Annotated in this window: 17 protein-coding genes; 8 read left to right on the plus strand and 9 right to left on the minus strand. The window is 51.5% G+C overall.

Features of this window, described 5'->3' with window-relative positions:
• Window position 1: 1 nt before the first annotated feature.
• Window positions 2–1,639, plus strand: coding sequence for a ribonuclease J (locus tag AB1K62_RS02545; protein WP_367002032.1), 1,638 nt, complete (start codon window positions 2–4; stop codon window positions 1,637–1,639).
• Window positions 1,640–1,642: 3 nt separating this feature from the next.
• Window positions 1,643–1,930 (plus strand): DUF1467 family protein, encoded by a 288-nt coding sequence (locus tag AB1K62_RS02550; protein ID WP_367000969.1) that lies wholly within the window; start codon window positions 1,643–1,645, stop codon window positions 1,928–1,930.
• 55 nt (window positions 1,931–1,985) lie between these two features.
• On the opposite strand, the gene AB1K62_RS02555 is transcribed toward AB1K62_RS02550, so the two are convergent.
• Window positions 1,986–4,331 (minus strand): hypothetical protein, encoded by a 2,346-nt coding sequence (locus AB1K62_RS02555; RefSeq protein WP_367000971.1) that lies wholly within the window; start codon window positions 4,329–4,331, stop codon window positions 1,986–1,988.
• Between the two features lie 67 nt (window positions 4,332–4,398).
• Between AB1K62_RS02555 and AB1K62_RS02560 the strand changes: the two genes are divergently transcribed.
• From AB1K62_RS02560 to AB1K62_RS02575, 4 genes are all read left to right on the plus strand, one after another.
• The gene (locus AB1K62_RS02560) at window positions 4,399–4,707 is read left to right on the plus strand and encodes an Hpt domain-containing protein (RefSeq protein WP_367000972.1); all 309 of its coding nucleotides are present in this window, start codon (window positions 4,399–4,401) and stop codon (window positions 4,705–4,707) included.
• 111 nt (window positions 4,708–4,818) lie between these two features.
• Complete coding sequence (locus AB1K62_RS02565; RefSeq protein ID WP_367000973.1) at window positions 4,819–6,015, plus strand: hypothetical protein; 1,197 nt, start codon at window positions 4,819–4,821, stop codon at window positions 6,013–6,015.
• Between the two features lie 90 nt (window positions 6,016–6,105).
• Complete coding sequence (locus tag AB1K62_RS02570; protein ID WP_367000975.1) at window positions 6,106–7,131, plus strand: hypothetical protein; 1,026 nt, start codon at window positions 6,106–6,108, stop codon at window positions 7,129–7,131.
• Window positions 7,131–8,561, plus strand: a complete 1,431-nt coding sequence (locus tag AB1K62_RS02575) for a HAMP domain-containing sensor histidine kinase (protein WP_367000977.1) — start codon at window positions 7,131–7,133, stop codon at window positions 8,559–8,561. Before AB1K62_RS02570 ends, AB1K62_RS02575 begins: the two co-directional genes overlap by 1 nt.
• A 47-nt stretch (window positions 8,562–8,608) precedes the next feature.
• Here AB1K62_RS02575 and AB1K62_RS02580 read toward each other — a convergent pair whose 3' ends face one another.
• Together AB1K62_RS02580 and gltX are read right to left on the minus strand one after the other, a co-directional pair.
• Entirely contained in the window at window positions 8,609–9,895 is a 1,287-nt protein-coding gene (locus AB1K62_RS02580) for a citrate synthase (protein ID WP_367000979.1), read from the minus strand.
• Window positions 9,896–9,927: 32 nt separating this feature from the next.
• Entirely contained in the window at window positions 9,928–11,346 is a 1,419-nt protein-coding gene (gene gltX / locus AB1K62_RS02585) for a glutamate--tRNA ligase (protein ID WP_367000982.1), read from the minus strand.
• 31 nt (window positions 11,347–11,377) lie between these two features.
• On the opposite strand from gltX, the gene AB1K62_RS02590 reads away from it, so the two are divergent.
• Window positions 11,378–13,681: a ComEC/Rec2 family competence protein gene (locus AB1K62_RS02590; protein ID WP_367000983.1), complete on the plus strand. Its 2,304-nt coding sequence runs from the start codon at window positions 11,378–11,380 to the stop codon at window positions 13,679–13,681.
• Window positions 13,682–13,710: 29 nt separating this feature from the next.
• On the opposite strand, the gene lexA is transcribed toward AB1K62_RS02590, so the two are convergent.
• The 6 genes from lexA to AB1K62_RS02620 all read right to left on the minus strand — a co-directional run bounded on the left by lexA (window position 13,711) and on the right by AB1K62_RS02620 (window position 18,581).
• The gene (gene lexA / locus AB1K62_RS02595) at window positions 13,711–14,412 is read right to left on the minus strand and encodes a transcriptional repressor LexA (protein WP_367000985.1); all 702 of its coding nucleotides are present in this window, start codon (window positions 14,410–14,412) and stop codon (window positions 13,711–13,713) included.
• Window positions 14,413–14,480: 68 nt separating this feature from the next.
• Window positions 14,481–15,677, minus strand: a complete 1,197-nt coding sequence (locus AB1K62_RS02600; RefSeq protein WP_367000988.1) for a molybdopterin molybdotransferase MoeA — start codon at window positions 15,675–15,677, stop codon at window positions 14,481–14,483.
• Complete coding sequence (gene moaC, locus AB1K62_RS02605; protein WP_367000990.1) at window positions 15,677–16,144, minus strand: cyclic pyranopterin monophosphate synthase MoaC; 468 nt, start codon at window positions 16,142–16,144, stop codon at window positions 15,677–15,679. The genes AB1K62_RS02600 and moaC overlap by 1 nt, the downstream gene beginning before the upstream one ends.
• Window positions 16,141–16,944 (minus strand): indole-3-glycerol phosphate synthase TrpC, encoded by an 804-nt coding sequence (trpC, locus tag AB1K62_RS02610; RefSeq protein ID WP_367002034.1) that lies wholly within the window; start codon window positions 16,942–16,944, stop codon window positions 16,141–16,143. Before trpC ends, moaC begins: the two co-directional genes overlap by 4 nt.
• Before the next feature lie 7 nt (window positions 16,945–16,951).
• Complete coding sequence (gene trpD, locus AB1K62_RS02615; protein WP_367000993.1) at window positions 16,952–17,944, minus strand: anthranilate phosphoribosyltransferase; 993 nt, start codon at window positions 17,942–17,944, stop codon at window positions 16,952–16,954.
• Between the two features lie 52 nt (window positions 17,945–17,996).
• Window positions 17,997–18,581 (minus strand): aminodeoxychorismate/anthranilate synthase component II, encoded by a 585-nt coding sequence (locus AB1K62_RS02620; RefSeq protein WP_367000994.1) that lies wholly within the window; start codon window positions 18,579–18,581, stop codon window positions 17,997–17,999.
• A gap of 114 nt (window positions 18,582–18,695) precedes the next feature.
• Here AB1K62_RS02620 and AB1K62_RS02625 point away from each other — a divergent pair, with 114 nt between their 5' ends.
• Window positions 18,696–18,998, plus strand: a complete 303-nt coding sequence (locus AB1K62_RS02625; RefSeq protein WP_367000995.1) for a polyhydroxyalkanoic acid system family protein — start codon at window positions 18,696–18,698, stop codon at window positions 18,996–18,998.
• The last annotated feature ends 197 nt before the right edge of the window (window positions 18,999–19,195 follow it).

A 19,195-nucleotide genomic window follows, 5' to 3' on the forward strand; every position in this document is an offset into this window, starting at 1 on the left:
GATAAAACCGAAAAATGAACTTCTCTTCCTGGCCCTTGGCGGATCGGGCGAGATTGGAATGAACGTCAATCTTTATGGCTGTGATGGTAAATGGGTGATGGTGGACTTGGGCATGACCTTCGCCGATCCGGGTTATCCGGGCATTGACCTGATACTTCCCGATCTTGAGTTTATTGAAAAACAATCGAAAAACCTGCTCGGCATCGTGCTAACCCACGGGCATGAGGATCATATCGGCGCCATTCCCTATTTCGCGAATGAGCTTGAAGTTCCGCTTTATGCAACGCCATTTACCGCAGGTCTGATCCGCCGGAAACTGGCGGAGGTCGGGCTTGAGGACAATGTGGAGCTGAACATCATTCCCAATGATGGCAGTTTTGATCTTGGCCCGTTCGGTTTTCGTTATATTCCGATCGCGCATAGCATAGCAGAGGGTAATGCCCTGTTGATCGATACGCCTTACGGCAAGATTTTCCACACAGGGGACTGGAAACTAGATGACGAACCTTTGTTGGGTGTTCCCGCTACGCCAGAACAGTTGAAAACCATTGGTGATGATGGCGTTCTGGCAATGGTGTGCGACTCGACAAATGTCTTTAACGAGTCCGCTTCGGGGTCAGAAGGTGACGTATATCGCAACCTGATGCGGGTTGTAGAAAATCTTGAGAACCGGGTTCTGGTGACAACTTTCGCGTCCAATGCGGCGCGGCTTCAAACACTCGGTGAAGTGGCAAAACAATCGGGGCGGCAATTATGCGTTGCCGGCAGGTCGCTGGACCGGATGATCGAGAATTGCCGGGAAAACGGCTATCTAAAGGATTTTCCACCCACTGTTGATTTTGAAGAAGCGATGACCATACCGCGTGATGAAATCATGATTGTAGCGACAGGCGGGCAGGGCGAAGCAAGGGCGGCGCTGGGCAGAATTGCAGGCGATAGCCACAAGATCAAGCTGACCGAGGGCGATAATGTACTGTTTTCGTCCAAGCAAATCCCCGGTAACGAGATTGCTATTGGTCTGATCCAGAACCAGCTTGCTGCCAAGGGGGTTGTGATGATCACTGACCGGCAGGAACATATCCACGTATCCGGACATCCCGGCCGCCCGGAACTGGCCAAAATGTATGAATGGATCCGTCCGGAAATATTGGTCCCGGTCCATGGTGAAATCCGGCATATGAAAGAGCAAGCCCGTTTTGCCGAGCAGCAGGGCGTTCCGAAAACTATTTTTCAACAAAATGGCGATGTGGTTCGTTTAGCCCCTGATGGACCAAAGATCGTGGGACAGGAACGCACAGGGCGACTTGTTCTTGATGGGGATGTGATCATTCCTGCCAATGGAAAGACGCTTAACGACAGGCGCAAGATCGGCTATAATGGCACTATCTCGGTTGCGGTAGGTCTTGATCAGAATGGAAAACTCTCCGGTCAGCCGGTATTGCGTCTAATGGGCGTGCCATTGGAAGAGGATGAGGAAGATTTCCTCGACGAGATTTGTGAAGCAATTTTGAAGAAGTTTAAAAAGCCGGTTGGCGATTTGAACAGATTTTCCGAGGAATTGCGTTTGCTGGTCCGGCGTAGTGCCACCGAGTGGACAGGCAAAAAGCCGGTTGTATCTGTGATGGTAGTAGAGGTTTAGCCAATGGAATGGACGTCAATCATTGCTATTTATGTTCTGTTTTGGGTGCTTTCGGCATTTGTTATACTGCCCTTTGGTATCCGCAGCCACGCAGAAACAGGCATAGAGATGGTCAAGGGACAGTCTGACGGAGCACCGGTTGAGTTTAAGCCCGGTCGAACGCTAGTGCTCACCACAGTGCTGGCGACGCTCATGTTTGTGTTTTTCTATTTCAACTATACCAATGAGTGGATAACCGTCGCGGACATCGACTTTTTCGGTAGCCGCGAACGATTAGAAAGTCTCCAGTAAGTATTTGTCCGGGTGCCCGACCGGGTTTCGGGCTGTCCGTTTTAAGCGCGTCCCGTTAATTGCGGAGACGTTCAATAGCCTGAGCGAGCGCAACATAGAGTTTGCCTATATCCGATGACAATAGGGTGATGCTGATCGCGCTGCCATCTCTGGTTGCCAATATACCGCGCAGCATTGCCTCAAAATCATGGATGTAGCGATTAACATGCTCACGAAATTCTGAATTACTGTCATATTCCGACAATATCTCGCGGACCTCTCCGGCATCAAGCAAACGGACAGCGCGCCGGGCAAATATACCCCTGTCGCCTTTTAGATAAGCCGCCCATTCCGTATCGGTCACTTCGTTCGAGAGCAATTTGGTGACATCAATCGCGGTTGAATTAAGCGATTCGGTCAACAAGGCAACGCGGCGCGTGAAATTCTCGTCATTGCCCTGTTCTGCTTTTTCCTTGGCGAAAAGGATGCGCTGTTCCAGCTTGGTGGTCATATCCTCAATCGCCGTAAGCTGAGCAGTCAAATGCTCTGCCGTAATTTCTGTCGTAGCCGCGGCTTTGGATACAGCTTGCTCCAGCTTGGGCGCGATAGAAGATATTTTCGTGTCGATAATTTTGCTGAGCGCTTCTTCGCTGACTTTTTCAAATGTTTCTGCAGAACCGGAAATCGAGTTTTCCAAAGCCCGACGGGAATGTTCGGATGCCTGTCTGGCGGTATCTTTCACACGAAGCAGGGCGCTGATCAATTTTTCGCCAGCACTTTCGGCCAGGGCTTCATTCTGATGACGGACGTTCTGCAATTCTTTTGCCAGTTCTTCAATCTTGCCCAGAACATTGTCGGTTGCGATATTGCCATCTTCGCTGAGTTTGGCGAGCCTGACGCGTTGTTCTTCAATCGCTTCATCGGATTTTTCAATTTTAGCCGTGACATCATCTGTTACACTGCCGACGTTTCTGGCTTCATCGGCCATTCGGGCAAACAGGGCGGAACTGGCCTCTGACTTTTCGTTCATCCGCTCAAAGGCAGCAGGCAGTGTTTCATCGAGCTCACGCGCCCCGCTATCAAGCGCGACAAGCAACTGCTCTACCCGTTCGATCATACTATCAGCCGTGCCGTGCCCTTCTTCGATAGAGGCTTTAAGCGCTGCGCTGTTTCGCTCCAGAGCCGTCATTGCAAAGGCAAGTTTTGCGGTCTTTTCACCACCCTCATTGTCCAGTGTCTCGACTTTGGCAGTGATTTCGACGACGCCTTGATGAAGCTCGGCGACCATCCTTTTAAGCCGTAACTCTTCTTCATCCGCTGTGGTGCCAAGCAATGCCAAAGTGTCTTCCAGAGCTAGCAGCTCGGTTTTAATCGCCTGGGAGCTGGCAGAGGTTTCAGTCGCCAGTTCTTTGCGCGTATTATGCAGGGCCTCTATAACCTCCGCAGATGTGTCTTTCAAAAGGCCGGCAATACGGTTCGATCCCGTTTCCGCTTCGAGCAATTGTCTGGTGAATTTCTCTTTGACTGCTTCGGTAGTCGTTTCAAGATTGGTCAGTGATTGTTCCGATCGCTGGGTCAACTCATCCAGACTATTCTTGGCCGCAGTTCCAACTTCACCGACTTGCTTCAATGTGTTGACCATAGCGGCCATTTCGGCTTGCGCTGATCGACCTGTATTGCCGATCTGATTGGTAAGATCTTTCGCTGTATTAATAATGAAAGGCAAATGAACGCGAAGCTGGTCAAGGTTCGTATATGCCGTTCCGCCGACCTCATCGAGTTTTTTCATTTTCGATAGACCATCGCTTAACGCAGATTTGATATTATTTGCCGCCTCGTTAAGTTTTCCAGATGATTGTGCGCCCAGCGTTTCGAGCTGTTTCGTCTCAACAGTCAAAAACTCGCGCGCCATCGCCAACTCGTTATTCACGGATTTTAAGCGATATTCCAATTGTTCGGATGCCATTCGTAGTGATGTTGCCACATCATCAAAGCGTTCGGCTTCCCGGCTGCTGTTGCGCATATAAAGAATATAAAGGACAATTAAGGTCACAACAGGCAGGCAATATTGGGAAAGCAGCTCAATTCCCGTTTTCATTGTCGGAACCGCCGTAAATATTTCACGATAGGCCCAAAGAAAAACCCCGGTCCAAATCGCTATAGCAACGCCCAGTAACACCGGCGCGATATATCGCGTGCCGGGAGTGGAAATAATGTCATCATCGGAATAGTGACTCCATTCCTCATCGCTGTTGATTTCATCATATTCTGCAATGATTGCATTATTTTCGGTCAGAAGATCATCAGCGTCGCTTGACGCCAGTGGTCCTTTGTCATCAGTTTCGTCAAATTCGACATGCTCCACATCGGACTCTGTGTCCTGGCCACGCCTTATACCGATAATTTTTGATCTGCTTGTCATGCCTCTATTTACCACAAAAATTGCATAGAGAAACTATAAGTTAACCCGGTCGTCCTATGAATCGCTCATGACATTCGATTATGGAGCGCTTGATGCGGCTTTGACCGCTGCTGTCGGAAACGATCAGTCACTTGTAGCTGACTTGCGTGAGGCTTTTTTGAACAGTGCCAAACGGCAAGTGGATTTGCTTCAGCGAGCGCGTTGTGATGCCAATTGGGAATATGCTGCGCTTCGTTTGAAAGGATTGGCGGCAAGTTTCGGTGCCACCCATATGATGCATTTGGCTCAAGAAGCAGCCACATCTGCACCAGGCGAACCGACCGTGCTTACAAAACTTGAACAGGCGATCTGTGCGATAGAGGATCACCGCGATTAAAAAGCTGGGGTTGGTGATTACAAAGATATCGCTTTGATGTGCTGCAGGTAAATCATATACAATGCTCTGGATAATGCCGATGCTATATGGCTGGCAAACCGGAGTATTTTTTTGAGACTGGCACTTATTTCTTTATCTATTGAGGATGATACGGGGCGCGGACCGATAGGCTTGTTGCCACTGTTCGACGGTAATATTATCGAAAAACAGGTGGAATCCGCGCAAAAAATGGGTGCGGAAAAGATTATATTGCTCAGCCCGAAAATGCATGTCGGCTTATTGCGCTGCTTTGATGCGCTGAAAGCCCGGAATATTGATGTTGAAATTATCCGCGACGCGGCGGAGCTTGGGCAATTTGCTTTGCCAGAGGACGATCTGATATTTTTGAATGATGGTGTTTTTCCCGGTGAAGGCATTGAAAAATATCTGGAGCATGAGCAAGGCGAATTTATCTATGTTGTCGCCAATGCCGATATATATGCTGATTTTGAGCGCATTGATTTAAACCATCGCTGGTTGGGAATCGCATTGTTAAAAGCGTCCCGTCTAGATGAAATATCGCAAATTCCCGAAGAGTGGGATATAGGATCAGCCCTGCTTCGCACAGCAGTACAATCGGATTGTGAACGCAAACTGGTGACCGATGCGGATATGCAGAAAGACGCTGTGCTACAATTACTCGATAGCGATCTGAGCGCGTCCTACGCGCATAGACAGCTTGGTAATATGCATATCCCCGGGCAGAATTTTCTCGACCGTTATATTGTCTGGCCAGCAATGCGCCGGGCCATGCCCCTATTGTGGGAAGCGCATGATGCAAAAAGATATGCCAGCATGGCCAGTATTATGTGTGCCGCAATTGCTTTGGGATTTGCTTTCATCGATTGGAATATAGTCTCGCCCATCATTTCTCTGGTCTTTTTACTGATCGGTGCATTGACCCTACTACTCCACAGGCGAATTTCGATTTTTTCCTTTCAACACAGCAATCGCCGCATGACCGGGCCTGTCTTTTATGCTTTGGGGGCGACGGCTTTGGCGGTTAATGTGATCCGGAATGCACCAGCAGAGTCCCTGTTCGCTGATGTGACGCTATTGGCGATATTGCTCGGTAATCTCTGGATTATCCAAACGGGTAATGACTATGGAAGGTTGAACTGGATGAGGCCTGATGTTGTGTTGATTCTGGGCATTTTTCTGGTGGCCGGTGCATCGGGATTACTATCAATAGGGCTTTATTCCTCGGCTTTGCTTTGCACTTCATTCCTGATGGTCACGCAAAGCCGCCGTTTATCTTCTCATTCGTAAGCATGCGCTACAGAATTGATAATATTGCGCTTAGTCAGATATTAACCATCTCCACCTACGACCATAGCTATGGTGAACCGAGATTTTCTAATGCATCAGAACCCCGGCGTTGGTCTTGTCCAGCAAGCAGCTGCGACAGGGATAACCAGTGCCTATATTTCCGATGATTTTGCAGCCGCGCTGTTTCCCAAATCGGACATAATTTTATCTGATCGCATCCTGTCCAATGGCCGCCAGTATCTTCAAGCCATTGTCCGGCAAATAGAAACCGAAATCTGTGTCATCGCTGCGGAAGATTTTGGCCTGACGCATGACATGATTATAGAGATTGGCAATAATGACAGAGGGCACAGCTATCCGCTGCTTCAGAATGCTGGATTGCTGGAGACCAAAATACTGTTGGAGCATGTTTTTACCTGTGTGCAACGGGAAGAACTTGGCGCGCGCCTTTTGCGGAAAATATCGCAGGCAGAGTTAGAGTCTGTGCTTGTCCGGCATTTGGACAATGAGGACCAGGCCATTGCCGATGCCGCCATGGCGTTACTGGTAGCGCAAAGCCGGGACAATAGCGGTTCTGCTGCTATACATGCCCATATTGCCAATCTTCCCGCAGAAATCTTATTCGCATTGACTTGGCCCATTGTCGCAGCAGTTCAGAAACTCTCCGGCTATGACGGGCCGGACCTGAAAAAAGCGGCGGAAAAACTTCTTAGCCGTCATGACGAAAGCGGCGGAACTCAGCGCCGTGCGCAGCGTCTGGCCCAGTTTGTCGATCAGCTGGATGAAAACCTGCACCCCTTGCATGACGGGCTTGACCTGTTTCTTGCCCGGATGGCCCTGCGTTCGGGATTGTCGGTTAACCAATTGATCCTGTTTACCGCCGAACCGCAAATGATGCGACTTGTTCTGGCTATGCGAACCATGGATATGTCCGCCGATCAGGCCATGTCGATATTTGGTGTGCTAGAGGGGGGCGGGCAATTGCTTACACGTGCATCCTATAACGAGATTGACCGTGAACAAGCTGCCGATCTTGTCAAAAAATGGTCGAGCAATATATTATATCAGGATGCCCAGCGCCGATTGAACACCCCTTACACAGGATTAGCCGACTGATGACTATAACCGGCAATCTGGCGGAGCCTGTGCGCGGGCAATTGGATGCTGATGGCCGTTTAATTTCGGCTGATCCGCCGTTAATGGGTTTGCACATGCGTGCTGGCGGTGATGAAAATGGTCCGTTGGCAGTGCCGCAATTAGCAGAGCTTTGCCGGTTGAGCCGTCAACTGGACATGGTGTTGTCACGTCCGGTTCAGGCGGCTGACGATGATTATCTCATCAATATGTGGGTTGAGATTCGTCCATTATCCGATGAAAACCCGGGGACCATAGCTATTAATATTATTGATTGGCGAGAAGCTCCGGTTTCAACCGCCAGAGGCGAAATATTAGAGCGGCAACGTGATTTTGAACGGCTGAACGGGCGAACTTCTATCCGCACAGATGCATCTTTGCGGATCATGGGACTGTCTTTGCCGGGCGATCTGGGCTCTGTTGAGCAATATATCGGACAATCGCTGTTAGATGTTTTTGATTTTGTCGCACCGTCAAAGCAGACTGTGCTGGTAGAATCTATCTCCGAAAGACAGCCAGTGCGGGCACAACATGTCCGCCAAAGATATGGCAAAAAATCCTGTTATACTCTCTCGGGTCAGCCTTTGATTGATAATGACGGCTTGTTCTCAGGCTATCGGTTCACGCTTGAGCAAGAGGATGAACCGGAAACGCAAGACACGGACAAAGAAGCTGTCACGGACATGGAACAGGACGGTTTGATCAGTGACTCCCTGTTCGGTTCACAATTGGGACCGGCATTGCGGCAACCTTTGGGTAAAATTATTGCGAATGCTGAAACCATTGGCAGTCGTCTGGAAGGCCCGCTGCGCGGAGATTATTCCAATTATGCCAAGGATATTGCATCGGCTGGCCGGCATCTGATGGATTTGGTAAATGATCTGTCTGATCTGGAAGCGATACAGCGTGCAAATTTTACCGTTGCTGTGGATGATATTGATCTGGTTGATCTGGGCAACCGGGCTGCCGGACTGCTCGCAGTAAAAGCTACCGATCACCAGATCCGTATTGATCCCCCGGACAAGAATATTAAAGCTCCGGTAAAGGGCGAGTTTCGCCGGGTATTGCAGATATTGGTCAATCTGATCGGTAATGCGATCCGTTATTCTCCCGACGGATCAGTGATAAAATTGCGCGTCGTTCATGAAGGCGATACGACCGCCATCATCGTGCAGGATCAGGGAGACGGTATAGCAGCCGAGGACCAAAAGAAGATCTTTGAAAAATTTGAAAGATTGGGGCGTTCGGGTGACGGGGGCAGCGGGCTGGGATTGTTCATTTCTCGCCGTCTTGCGGATGCGATGGGCGGTAGCCTGACGGTTGAAAGCGCGGTGGGTAAAGGGTCGAAATTCAAGTTGAGCCTTCCAACGCGGGACGTCACGGAATCAGAACCAGATCTAGACCAGTCATAAAAAAAGGGAGCGGTTAAGCTCCCTTTTTTATAATAGTTTTCGCAGGATTAGCGCTTACCGATTTCCACATAATCGCGGTGCTTCGGTCCGGTGTAAAGCTGGCGCGGGCGGCCGATACGCTGGCCGGGATCGGAAATCATCTCGTTCCATTGCGCGACCCAGCCAACTGTTCGGGCTAATGCAAAGAGCGCGGTGAACATTGATGTCGGGAAACCAATAGCCGACAAAATAATGCCCGAATAAAAATCAACATTCGGGAACAGCTTTTTCTCTTTGAAATAAGGATCGTTGAGCGCCATTTCTTCCAGTTGCAGGGCAACATCAAAGACCGGATCAGATACTTTCAGCGCGTCAAAAACTTCACGGACCGTCTTTTGCATGACGGTCGCACGCGGGTCATAATTTTTATAAACACGGTGGCCAAAGCCCATCAGACGGAATGGATCGTCCTTGTCTTTTGCGCGCGCTATATATTCTGGAATCCGGTCGGGATGTCCAATTTCATGCAACATATTCAGGGCCGCTTCATTGGCGCCGCCATGGGCCGGACCCCACAGGCAAGCGATACCAGCAGCAATACAGGCAAAAGGATTAGCACCCGAAGAACCGGCGAGCCGTACGGTTGAGGTGGAAGCATTTTGTTCATGATCGGCATGGAGGATGAATATCCGGTCCATTGCGCGTTCGATAACCGGGTTCACTTCATAAGGTTCTGCCGGAACGCCAAATGTCATACGCAGGAAATTGCCGGTATAGCTCAGGCTATTATCCGGATAGAGCGGAGGCTGACCAACCGCATATTTATATGCCATGGCCGCGATGGTCGGCATTTTTGCGATCAACCTGTGGCTGGCGATCATCCGTTGCTGCGGGTCATTAATGTCCGTGCTGTCATGATAAAATGCAGACAGAGCGCCAACGACACCGCACATGATCGCCATCGGGTGTGCATCGCGGCGGAAGCCCTTGTAAAAGCCGCTTAACTGGTCATGCAACATGGTGTGGCGGGTGATGGTGTTGGTGAAATCGTCATATTCGTCTGCTGTCGGTAGCTCACCGCGCAACAGCAAATGGGCGACTTCCATGAAGCTGCTATGCTCGGCCAGTTGCTCGATCGGATAGCCACGGTGCAACAATATGCCTTCATCGCCATCAATGAAGGTTAGTTCGGATTCGCAGCTTGCAGTTGATGTAAAGCCAGGATCATAAGTGAACGCACCGGTTTTGGCATAAAGTTTCCGAATATCGACGACATCCGGTCCTTCGGTTCCCTTTAGCACTGCGAAGTCATGATTTTCGCCGTTTAAGTTAAATCCTGCGCTATTGTTGCCCACAATAATGTCCTTTCTGATCCTGATGATTCAGGTTATTTTATCTGGTCTGCTAAACGATTTAATGACTCTTCCTTGCCCAAGAGTATCAGCACGTCAAAAATTCCGGGTGAACTGGTACTTCCCGTTAAGGCTGCCCGCATGGGTTGTGCAAGCTTTCCTAACCCCAATTCCGCAGCTTCCGCTATAGCTTTCACCCGTTCCTCGGTTGCCTCGAGCGTCCAATCGTCAAGGTCAATCAATTTAGAGTGAATCGTTGCAAGCAGTTGCCTTGCGTCAGCATCTAGCAGAAGTTGTGCCTTCTCGTCGAGGTCAAGTGGTCGATTTTTATAGAGAAAAAGGCTATTACTGGCCAATTCGATAATGTTTATTGCGCGGCTCTTCAAAACGGGCATGGCCTGAGCCAGCAAATCCCGATCAGAAACCGATAATTTTGTGCCTAGCTCCGCTTCGACCCATGGCGCGCTCAACTCCACCAGCGCGTCATCATCGGCTTCGCGGATATATTGGCCGTTTAGATTCTGAAGCTTTTTAGCGTCAAAGCGGGAAGGGGATTTGCCCACGCCGGACAGGTCGAACCATTGTATCGCCTGCTTGCGCGAAATAATCTCGTCATCTCCGTGGCCCCAGCCCAGCCGCAACAGGTAATTAAACATCGCATCGGCCATGATTCCCATGTCGCGATAGGCATCTACGCCCAATGCGCCATGACGCTTGGACAGTTTTGCGCCGTCATTTCCGTGGATTAGCGGGATGTGTGCGTAAACAGGCTCTTTCCAGCCCATGGCCCGGATCATCGCCAACTGGCGAAAGGCATTGTTCAGATGATCGTCACCGCGGATCAAATGGGTAACGCCCATATCATGATCATCGACCACTACCGCAAGCATATAGGTTGGGGAGCCATCGGAACGCAGCAGGATGAAATCATCAATTTCACTATTTTGAACAGAGACTTCGCCCTGTACCGCATCGGTAACCGTCATCTTGCCGCCAAGCTCGGTTTTAAGGCGGATAACATAGGGCGCGCCCTCCGATGCTTCGGACGGGTCGCGGTCCCGCCAGCGGCCATCATAGCGCATAGGCTTTTTATCAGCCTTTTGCTGCTCGCGCATGGCGGCCAGCTCTTCGGGCGTTGCGAAACATTTATAGGCATTTCCGTCTGCGAGCAGTTGATGGGCCACCTCGGCATGACGGTCAGCGCGTTTTGATTGAAAAACCGGTTCTTCGTCCCAGTCCAGACCTAACCAGTCTAGCCCCTCGATTATCGCATCAATCGCTTCCTGAGTAGAGCGTGACTTGTCCGTATCTTCGATTCTTAGCAGCGCTTTGCCGCCGTGGTGCCGGGCAAACAGCCAATTGAACATCGCAGTGCGCGCACCGCCAATATGCAAAAATCCGGTTGGCGACGGCGCAAACCGCGTGACGACCTGTTCTGTTTCATTAAGAGTCACGCTTGATCTTTCCCTGTGTTAAGCGAATCCGATGCAAAGTGGCATAGACCCGAACAGCCTTGGCAAAAATACCGATTCTTCCGGCATTACTGCTATTCCTGGTTCGGATCACACGGCCCTTAGCACGCGTATTCTCGCTCGACAATTCCCTGATTATATCAAGAATTGGCGAATAGCCGAACGGCTTGAAAGGCAGTTGGAAAAAGAACGCGATCGGTTGGCTTTATGGGTGCCGGTTGCTGTCGGGACCGGCATTGCTGGCTGGTTTTTGCTTGCAAAGCCAGCATTCTGGATCGCTCTCATCGCGATGTGCACTGGATTGGCGCTGTTAGCTAAAGTCAGGGACCAGGGCGGAAGAATCGCTAATGCGCTGATCTGGTTTTTGTTGCTTATTGCCATCGGATGCGGGGTAATGTGGTTCCGGTCCTGGGTAGTTGCTGCGCCGGTTCTGGAACGACCGATAGTGGCATCTTTCTATGCGGAAGTAGAAAAGACCGAAGTGATAAGCGCCCGGGATATGGTCCGGTTGACGCTGGCGACCCATGGTAAACAGAATCTACCTCCGCGGGTCCGTGTGAATGTGCCAATCGGGACTTATGCGACAGCTTTGCAGAGTGATGGTGTTGCATCCAATGAAGCGCAGGCCAGTGATTTACAGGTTGGCACTGTCATCCAATTGCGTGCCCGTCTTGTGCCACCGGGAATGGCGACACTGCCCGGCGCCTATGATTTTTCCCGCCGTGCATGGTTTATGGGGTTGGGGGCTACTGGGCGGCTAATGGGAGACATCCGGATTGTTCAGCCAGCAAGACCGGTAGGGGGAATATTTTCTGTCATTCCGCAATATCGCCAGATGCTTTCCGATCATGTCCAGTCCCGCATGGACGACGGGGCAGGGGCGATTGGCGCGACATTGGCTACCGGAGATCGTGGGTCGATTAGTGACGAGGACGCAAAGGCCATGCGCCGCAGTGGGTTGGCGCATCTTTTGTCGATCAGCGGGCTTCATGTGACGGCGGTCGTGGGCGCAATCTATCTTCTGGTTTTGCGCCTATTGGCGCTTTTCCCGCCCTTGGCGCTGCGTTTTCGATTGCCGTTAATCGCTGCCGGTTGCGCCGCCATTGGTGCGCTTTCCTATACGTTACTGACCGGAGCGCAGGTGCCGACAATTCGCGCCTGTGTCGCCGCGCTGCTTGTATTGGCGGCGCTAATCATGGGGCGCAGCGCGATCACATTGCGTATGGTTGCGGCGGGCGCCCTGTTCGTGTTGATCCTCTGGCCGGAATCCCTAGTCGGACCAAGTTTTCAGCTAAGTTTTGCAGCGGTGACTGCGATTATTGCCATGCATGACCACCCCAAAGTGCAGGCTCTATTTGCAACGCGGGAAGAAGCTGCGCTCAAGCGGCTTGGCAGGATGTTAGCCGGGCTTTTCCTGACGGGACTGGTCGTTGAAATGGCGTTGATGCCGATTGCCTTATATCATTTTCATAAAGCGGGTATTTATGGATCGCTGGCCAATATCATCGCTATTCCGTTGACAACATTTGTAATTATGCCGCTGGAAGCATTGGCGCTGGTGCTTGATATTTTCGGTCTTGGTGCACCGATATGGTGGATATGTGAAAAATCCCTAAGTGGTTTGATCATTCTGGCCCATTATGTGTCCAGTCGCCCGGGGTCGGTGACTATGTTGCCAACAATGCCGCTTATGGCATTTGCGTTATTGGTATTTGGCGGTCTGTGGCTCTCTCTTTGGGGTCAGCGCTGGCGGATTTGGGGAGTTCTTCCCGTCATCATCGCTATTTTAATCATTAACCTGTCCCGCGCGCCGGACGTTTATATTACCGGCGATGGCCGCCATGTCGGGTTTCGCTCTGACGAGGGTGAACTGGCCATGTTACGCACCCGCAGCGGGGGTTTTGTCCGTAATATGATATTGGAAAATGCCGGAATTGACGGTGAAGCGGCCTTGCTGGAGGATTGGCCCAATGCCTCTTGCAATGCAGATAGTTGCACAGTGACAATAAGAACGACCGATAGAAACTGGGTGATCCTCGCTACGCGCAGTTCTTATCATATTCCGGCGCTGGCATTATCAGCCGCTTGTCGACGGGCTGATATTGTGATCAGCGACCGTTATCTTCCGCGCAGTTGCCAACCGCGCTGGATTAAAGCGGATCGCGCAACATTAAGTCAGGTTGGCGGCATGACAATAGATTTGGAAAACCGGCAGATCACAACTGTTCGGGACCGTAACGGACATCATAGCTGGATGCGCTTTGCTGCGCCGGAAAATTCAGCAGCGCGCCGGGCATTCACGGGACCTGCGGACTAAACCGCGGCCCGTCAGGGTCAATCCGGCTATCAGTTATAACGCCGCAAAAGTCCGGCCATTTTGCCTTGTATCTGCACTTCATCAGGACCGAATATCTGTGGTTCATAAGCGCTGTTGGCGGGGTTCAGACGCACCGTAGCGCCTTCTTTGTAGAGATATTTGAGTGTCGCTTCCTCATCATGAACCAATGCGACAACAATTTCACCGTTCCGTGCGGTTTGGGTGCGCTGGATTAGGGCATAATCGCCATCTAATATGCCAGCCTCAATCATCGAATCGCCCGACACTTCCAGCGCATAATGTTCACCAGAACCCAGCAGGGCCGCAGGAACCGAAAGAGCTGACTGACCTTCCAGTGCCTCTATGGGTGCACCAGCGGCAATCCGGCCATGGAGAGGAATTTCAATCACATCATTGGAAACAACAGTAAGCTCTTTCGCGGCGGCGGGTCGCGGCGAACCGGAGGAAATACTAACCACATTTGATTCTGCCGCTTCCGGAAGTTTGATATTCCCGCCTTCGGGCATTTTGGTCACTTCCAAGGCGCGCGCCCGATTGGGAAGGCGCCGCAAGAACCCCCGTTCTTCCAATGCGCTGATCAATCGGTGGATACCGGATTTGGATTTCAGCCCCAGCGCATCTTTCATCTCTTCAAAAGAAGGAGATACACCTGATTCTTCCAAGCGATTATGGATGAAGCATAAAAGTTCATGTTGTTTCGGGGTGAGCATAGTATATGTCCTTATCGGGAACGTATAAAGAACAATTATGAAACATACACAGGTAAGTCAAGTGCTATTCAAATAGTAATATAGGAAACGGCCATGCCTTCTGGCTGCACAGGGCTATGAGGTGGGCGATAGAGCAGGGCGTTGGCAGCAGCGAGCACGGAAAGTTTGGCGCTGTCCTGACTATTCATTGCCGTAATCCCACTATTATCGACCTTTGCCCGCAGAAATTCGGCGCGGTGCGTGGTCGCAGGCAAAGCAGTGCGCGTCTCAGCAGTTTGCATGACGGGCAATGGCGAGCGGGAACCCGCGATATGCCGGATCAGCGGTAGCAGAAATAATGTCGCCGTAACAAAAGCAGACACCGGATTGCCGGGCAGGGCAAGAACTATGCTGTCACCAAGTTTTCCGGCCATTAACGGCTTGCCCGGCTTCATGGCTATTTTCCAGAAATCTGTCTGTCCGCCCAGCCGCTCAAATGCCGGAGCTACCAGATCATGATCGCCCACTGATGCCCCGCCGATGCTTACAATGACGTCACAATCATCAACGCTGGCAAGGGCGTCACAAAGGCTATCCAGATTATCTTTTATCCTGCTGATCGTGTGGGTTATAGCAGGTGTCTGTGATAGCATCGCAGCTATCATGACGTCATTACTGGCTGGTATCTGATGCGATAGGGTGTCGGTGCCTGGCGCAACCAGTTCATCGCCGGTCGAAAGGACCGCTACCTTCGGGCGTCGCCCGACTGTAATGCTGCCCGCGCCGGCCATAACAGCTTGTCCTAAAGCGGCGGCGCTAAGATATGTTCCGGCCTGTAGCATTATATCGCCGGCATTAAAGTCCCCGCCTTTGCCGCGAACATGATGGCCTTTGCTCGGTGAGGGGTCTGATATCAGGCGGATAATATCATTCCCGCCATCTTCATCCTGCGTCACATTTTCCTGCATGACGACGGTATCGGCCCCGTCCGGCATCAACGCACCGGTAAAGATCCGCGCTGCTTGTCCGCTCTTGATAGGCGGGCAAGGCGGGCTTCCGGCCTTACATTCTCCGGCCAATTGCCATGGCCCCTCGCGATCGGCAAAGCGGATGGCATAGCCGTCCATCGCTGACATATCGCCAGCAGGCTGGCTACGCCGGGCAATGAGGTCTTCAGCAAGATAGCGTCCCAGTGCTTCCGCGACCGGAAGCGTTTCTGACGCCAAGGGCTCCGCCATGGAAATTAACCGCTTCTGTGCATCTTCAAAAGGCAGCAATGACGTCATTATGCGGTCCAGTCTCCCGATTTGCCGCCGGATTTGGATAATAGGCGAATATCGCTGATTACCATATCTTTCTGCATGGCTTTGGACATGTCATAAATGGTTAGAAGCGCCACAGAAGCCGCTGTTAAAGCTTCCATTTCTACGCCGGTTTTTCCGGTCAGACGCGCCATAGAGTGAACGGTGATACCAGCGTTTTGAAATATAAAATCCACAGTGACTTTACTTAAAGCAAGCGGGTGGCAAAGCGGAATGATGTCACTGGTTTTCTTTGCTGCCATGATCCCGGCGATACGGGCAGTGGACAGCACATCCCCTTTTTTCATGCTATTCGCCCTGATCGCGTCCAGAACATCGGGCTTCATACTGATAAAACCCTCGGCATTTGCTTCACGGACCGTGTCTTGCTTGGCCGATATATCGACCATGTGCGCCGCGCCCTTTTCATCAATATGGGTGAGTTTGCTCATGTGTTTATATATTCGCCTGATAGCAACAAACGGGTTGCCGCTTCGATATCGGCCTGTTTCATCAGTGACTCTCCGACCAGAAACGCACGGGCGCCCGACTGCGCCAGTCTCTGGCAGTCTTCATGGGTAAATATACCGCTTTCCGATACCATGATCCGGTCTTTGGGAACAAGTTTCGCCAGACGTTCGGTTTGTTCAAGGCTGGTTTCAAAGGTCTTGAGGTTGCGATTATTGATACCCAAAAGCCGTGATCGCAGTTTAAGCGCGCGTTCCAGTTCGCTTTCGTCGTGGACTTCAACCAGAACATCCATGCCCAGTTCATGGGCTGCCGCCTCGATTTCGAGAGCCAGACCATCATCCAGAGCGGCCATGATAACCAATATTGCATCTGCGCCAAGCGCTCGCGATTCTTCCACCTGCCACGGATCAACCATAAAATCTTTTCGCAAGCAGGGGAGGTTGCAGGCCGCCCGTGCTGCGACAAGATATTCATCCGCACCCTGAAAATAGGGCGCATCGGTGAGCACCGACAAACAGGCCGCACCGCCCGCTTCATAAGCAAGGGCATGGGCCGGAGGATCAAAATCAGCCCGGATCAGACCTTTGGACGGGCTGGCTTTTTTAATTTCTGCGATAAGGGCAAAGCCGTTGGCCGACTTTTCTTCAATAGCGCGAATAAACCCTCTGGGCGGGGTCTGTTCCATCACTCGATCACGCAGGGCAGATGGGGACATAGCGGTCCGGCTCTCGCGCACATGCTCGCGTTTCGCTTCGCAAATTTCGGTGAGTTTATTCATTATCTATATCTTATTGATTAGCGATCCAGCAGTCCAATATGGCATTGGCCAAGCCTTTGTCGAGCGCTTCGGTTGCTTCTTCAACGCCCTCTTCCCAACTTTCGGCTGCTCCGGCAACCATCAAGGCGGCTGCGCTATTAAGCAATACCGCATCGCGATAGGCAGAGCGTTCACCCTGTAACAATTTCCTTAGGGCAGCGGCATTATAAGCCGCATCGCCGCCTTTTATCGCGTCGGCATCGTGGCGCGAAAGGCCGAGGTCTTCGGGTGTAATCCGGCTGTGGATAATGGACTGCCCCTCGACAATCGCTAACCGGGACGGCCCGGAAATGCTTAGCTCATCCAAACCCTCTTCACCGGACACGATCATGATTTTTTCATAGTCCAGCTGCGCCGCTGCTTGAGCAAAAGTTTCCACAAGGTCGGGGGTAGAAACCCCGATCAACTGACGCCTGACCCGTGCCGGATTACACAAAGGACCGAGCAGATTAAAGATTGTCCGTCGGCCAATAGCCTTGCGAATAGGGGCCAGCGGTCCCAGCGCAGGGTGATGATTGGGCGCAAAGAAGAACGCGACACCAATCTCGCGTAAAAGATTCTCTCCGCCCGACGATGCTTTGTCTAAATCAAGGCCCAGAGCTTCCAATGTGTCCGCTGCGCCGGATTTGCTGGACGCAGCGCGATTGCCATGTTTGGCCATCGGGATGTCGCATGCGGCAACGATCAGCGATGTCGCTGTTGATATGTTGAGGCTGTGGCTGCCATCTCCGCCGGTTCCGCACACATCAATGGCACCGGCAGGCGCGTTAACCGGGATCATGCGCGTACGCATTTCTTTCGCTGCTGCGGCAATTTCTGTTGCTGTCTCTCCGCGGTCGGCCAATGCGACCAGAAAGTCTGTGATACTCTCGTCATCAACCTTGCCGTCAAATATGGCGGCAAAGGCAGCTTGTGCATCTGTGCTGGACAGCGGCGCAGCCGGATCGGGAAGGGTGGTTGTCATTATTTCTCTCCTCGCATTCCGGAAACCGGAAGCTGCCGTATCAGTCTGTCAATCATGCGATTTGCTTTGGGGTCAGTCCGGCCAGTTGTATGAAATTGGCAAGCAAGTCATGGCCATATTCGGTAGCGATGCTTTCGGGATGGAATTGAACCCCGTGAATTGGGAGGCTTTCATGGCGAAAACCCATGACAGATCCGTCTTGGGCAGTCGCATTGACGATCAAAGATTGTGGAATATCCTCAACAATCAATGAATGATAGCGGGTGGCGGTAAAGGGGGAGGGAAGTCCCGCAAAGACTCCGCTATTGTCATGGGTGACTGGAGATGTTTTGCCGTGCATTAACCCGCCGCGCACAACTTTTCCGCCAAAATACTGCCCAATGCTTTGATGCCCCAGACATACGCCAAGCAGCGGCTTTGCTGCATCCGCGCAAGCCGCGACAAGATCAAGCGATATGCCCGCTTCATCGGGCGTGCGGGGGCCGGGAGAAATGAGGAACGCATCCGCTCCTGTAGCCAATGCCTCACTTGCCCGCATTGCATCATTGCGCTCTACCCGGACCTCTGCGCCCAATTCCATAAGATAGTGGACGAGATTAAAGGTAAAGCTGTCATAATTGTCGATAACCAAGATCATGAAATGCTGCCTAATCATAAAAACATCGCAGGCCAAGTTTTTCCGCTGCATAGCCCGCAGATCGTTTGACGGAGAGAATCAGAGTGATAATGATGAAGAAAGAGAGATTAGATCATGAGTGAGCCTGTTACCATTACCATATCGCATAAATTGGGGCGAGCAGAAGCACGCAGCCGGATTGCGGGTGGTATCCACAAGTTAAGCGAAACCATCCCCGGCGCGACTTTATCTGACCACCGTTGGGAAGGCGACACGCTGCATTGCACACTGGAAGCAATAGGTCAGCGGATTGGCGGTGAAATGCAGGTTCGCGACGAAGAGGTTTACGCGATATTCGATCTACCGCCCATGCTGGCGATGTTTGCGAACAAGATTAAAGCCAAACTTCAGGAAAAAGCGCCTAAAATGCTGGAGTGAGGATGTAAGAGGATATAAAGCGCCTTTCCTACATGGCGGCGTCCATGATACGCACAGCGTGGCTATTTCTCAGAATATATATTGTTCCGCCCGATATTGTTCCGCCTGATATTGGCGTAAACGCGGCCGGCAATTTTACCGAGACTGGCAAAGGGTTGAACAATTGTTGGAAAATCCTACGATAATCCAAGAATCAG

The sequence above is a fragment of the Parasphingorhabdus sp. JC815 genome (assembly GCF_040717415.1).
In the GTDB taxonomy this organism is placed as follows: domain Bacteria; phylum Pseudomonadota; class Alphaproteobacteria; order Sphingomonadales; family Sphingomonadaceae; genus Parasphingorhabdus.